We start from the raw sequence: 3,677 nt of genomic DNA, 5'->3' as shown, positions 1-3,677 counted from the left end.
CCCTAATGCATTTATAAAATAAATAGGCCCACACAATAAAGATGTCTCCATACATGGTTTTATAGGGTATTAAATTCTTGATCATTGAAAGAAATATCAATGGATCTAGGAATATGGATTATGGGGTTCTGGAAAAAGCCTAGACGGAGCATGCTTTGCTTTCACATATAGCCAACAGCATTCATGTTTTAAGCAAGAAAAATTTCCTTTCTTAAAAGCATATTCCTAATTGAAAAAATATACACGTTGCATCCGCAGTATCACTAAAATTGATCGTATGTATAGGAAACTCTTAATACTAAAGGACGTGCGGCACGGCGCATCATAAATTGACATAGTGTTCTACGCAAACTGTTCCACTTTTGAAAATTAGAGATCACCGTAAGCAGAACTATAAAAAATCACGAGTGATATGTGCTCTTGTTTCATACTTTCTTATTAGGTAGAGTTTACATTAACCCTGTCCCTCGTACCGCCTTAGAATATTCTGAACACAACAAAGCTTGATTACTGCTCTACTTAGACGTGAACGAAGCGGCTCATCTGCATACTAACAGAGTGCAAACCTTATAAAGACAGCTGATATCACACTTATATCAACGCTGCCAGCATACCTTACAACTCAGCATTTACATACCCAGACTTCACAGTTTCTCTTTCCCTAAGCGCAACGTCTCATTTTTTTGCCCAGCACTCCAGCTAGATATCAGGATGTTATTATATCTTTCATTTTTCGTACCGCATTCCCCATACCCTGTGTTATAGCCTCACAAACAAGAAAATGGCCAACATTTATTGCTGTGATATGCTCCACTTTTGATATAGCTGCGGCACATTCATAATCTATGCCATGTCCCGCGTGACATATGATCCCTGCTTCATGCACTAGTTGCGCTGCATGTGTAATAATTTCCAACTCCTGCGAGGCACGATTGATACAATACGCACCAACATGAAGCTCTATCTTGTCAACATTCATTCTTTTCGCGCAGGCAATATCTTCTTCGCTAGGATCGAGAAACAACGTTACTTTTATGCCATGCCTTTGCAGCTCACTAATAATAGATAAACGGGTATCATAAAGTAATTTAGTGTCCAGACCGGATTCCGTCGTCACCTCTTCTCTTTTCTCCGGAACCAGGCACACACATTCTGGTGATAATTCTTTGGCTATGGCCAGCATTTCTTCAGTAGCAGCCATTTCTAAATTTATAGGCACATTCACATGCTTCTTCAACGCATACAGATCATCATCTCGAACATGTCGTCTATCTTCTCTCAAATGAACAGTAATGAAATCTGCGCCATGTTCTACCGCTATGTTCGCCAACTCAACTATACTGGGATATGTTGTGCCCCTGAGATTGCGAAGTGTTGCCACATGATCAACGTTGACACCAAGCTGCACTGAAATCCTCCTTGAAAATACCGCTTAAGTAACCTAAAGACTTTAGGAACTACACATAAATATGTTACACGATTATCACAACACGACGTAATATAAACATTCTACATGCAGCCTCCTATGTTCTAGAAAATTATGACGTTCACAAGCGTCTCTACCTTCTTTTTATCATCCCCTCCCAGCGTCAACAACAGTATTTCACAGGCCTTACGTATACGCCGTAACATTTACAGTTTGTTTCTTATCTTAGTTGATGACATATCACATGCTCTAGTCCTTATTATGCTCCACCCTCGCGATATGTTACATACACTGTCGGAAGAAAAATTCACTCTAGGAACCACTGATGCAAACGGCTTTTTTAAAACCTTATACGTGGATACAGCACGCTCTAAAAATACAATAGGGACCATTTCACAGAAATCCCTCCATCTATACCAGCGGTGGATCGAAGCCATATTATCTGATCCCGCTATCCAAATAAATTTAAAGCTCGGGTATTTATTCTTGCAATATTGTACTACTTCATATCCCCTAGGACTATCCATTGTCATTACACGCATACCCTGTAGCTTCATAACAACTTCCTGAACAAGGTCTTTTCTCTTCTCTAAATCGTACTTACTTGAAGACTTGAGGTAATTTCTACTAGTAACTACCCACCATACTTCTCTAAGCCGCAATAACTTTCTGAGTTTCTGCGCAATATAGACATGTCCTTCATGAGGAGGATCAAAAGTTCCACCAAATATCCCTACTATCACTACATAAACTTCACAAATGTATTACACTACATAGTATATCTAGGACTGTTTGCTGTCACGGATTCAAAAGCTTTTCCACTGTTGCAATTTGTTGCAGCATATATTATACTGACATGGTGGGTTTTGTATCCTTTATGATAGATATGTGATTCCCTTATTTTTAGCCGCATTTTACATGAGGTGATGTTGTGCCTATATCTAACATCAAGCTCCATCTGGAGGATAGTAATCTAAAACCCGAAAATATCGTAGGAATTTGTAGAAAAAGCAATGCGGACGTAGTTGCCGCTGTAAACAAGGAAATTTCTGATGCTGTTGAGCGAAGCATAGCGGGCTTGTTAGCTAGTGGCTCGGAAGAAAAACTGGCTCTTGCAGCAAAGGTTTCCGATCCTAGTGCACCGGAGCATTCTGCATTGCGTGAGCAAGTCGCTTCTGAGCACCTTAATACGAGAATGAGGGAGTTGCTAGTAGAGGCTTTCGGTGAAGAAAAAGCATCTGCGATATATAGGTATATGTTTAATAATTTACAGACTTGTGAGCGTAGAAGGGTCCTTGCTCTCAGTATGTATAAACTTGCACAGTTTGAAGGACCTCGCGACTTCGTAAAAAAAGATTTAACTCCTGAATACCTTGATAGCTTTTTAGACCTGGTAGATGCTGCTAGTAACACTCCTGATTTTGATGAAGAGGAGGAAGTTATCAGGCAGGCTCAGCGCGAGGGTAAATATGTGCTAGATAAATCGTCTGTCTTTGAGAAGCTCGTATCTTCTATATTGCCAAATGCTTCAGAGGGAATTTCCGGTGTCATGCGGGGAGGTTTAAAGTTCTTGAAGGAACGTATGAACATTTTCGGGAAGAAGGAGCAGACTACAGATGAGTTGTGTGCTGATCTGGTAACAGCTCCAATTGGTTTGTTCGCGATGTTATGCGTTTCATTGGTAACTGGTGGTGCTGGTTTTGCTATGGTTACTATTCCTCTGCACTGTGTGTGGAAAGGAGTAAGCGCGATCAAAACTCTGACTTCTGAACCTGAAATAAACGTACACGACATACTATCAGGTACAAAACCAAAGATTTATACAAGTACGGACTTTGATTTTCACGCTCAAACCGAAGGGAAAGAAGGAGCTGTTGCCAGTCAAGTTTCTGGAGCAAGTTCTTCTAAGGCATCGTCATACCTAGCTTCTAGCAGCTCTCCTAGTCAAGGAAGAGGATTATAGCTATCTACATTGTTATAGCTTTGTTTTGTTCCGGGATATGGCTATCTGTATGGGTAAATTCAGCCAGCCTTTTAGTGTTTTGCATCGTATATTACTCTTCTCACTTAAGGTATTGCCCTTGACACACTAGATACACTAATTTTTGTACTCAAAGTTGTTACAAATCTGAAGGATCTGTACATGGTACAGCTTAGCGTATATACGGGCGCTATAATCATACATAGTGATAATATATAAGGGGATGAATCGCGAGCCATTATAAGACTATTAGTTCAGAGTTTAGCTGTT

Annotated in this window: 3 protein-coding genes; 1 reads left to right on the top strand and 2 read right to left on the bottom strand. The window is 40.1% G+C overall.

Annotated elements, in window-relative coordinates:
* Positions 1-706: 706 nt before the first annotated feature.
* On the bottom strand, positions 707-1,408 hold the full coding sequence (locus tag KPX09_RS04700) for a pyridoxine 5'-phosphate synthase (RefSeq protein ID WP_249549217.1): 702 nt from the start codon (positions 1,406-1,408) through the stop codon (positions 707-709).
* Between the two features lie 224 nt (positions 1,409-1,632).
* Positions 1,633-2,169: a nicotinate-nicotinamide nucleotide adenylyltransferase gene (locus tag KPX09_RS04695; RefSeq protein ID WP_249549216.1), complete on the bottom strand. Its 537-nt coding sequence runs from the start codon at positions 2,167-2,169 to the stop codon at positions 1,633-1,635.
* Between the two features lie 188 nt (positions 2,170-2,357).
* On the opposite strand from KPX09_RS04695, the gene KPX09_RS04690 reads away from it, so the two are divergent.
* On the top strand, positions 2,358-3,389 hold the full coding sequence (locus KPX09_RS04690; protein ID WP_249549215.1) for a hypothetical protein: 1,032 nt from the start codon (positions 2,358-2,360) through the stop codon (positions 3,387-3,389).
* The last annotated feature ends 288 nt before the right edge of the window (positions 3,390-3,677 follow it).

The organism is Anaplasma phagocytophilum (assembly GCF_023476575.1).
GTDB classification, from domain to species: domain Bacteria; phylum Pseudomonadota; class Alphaproteobacteria; order Rickettsiales; family Anaplasmataceae; genus Anaplasma; species Anaplasma phagocytophilum_A.
Note: the sequence above shows the minus strand (reverse complement) of the source record. Positions and strands in the feature narration are given on the sequence as shown.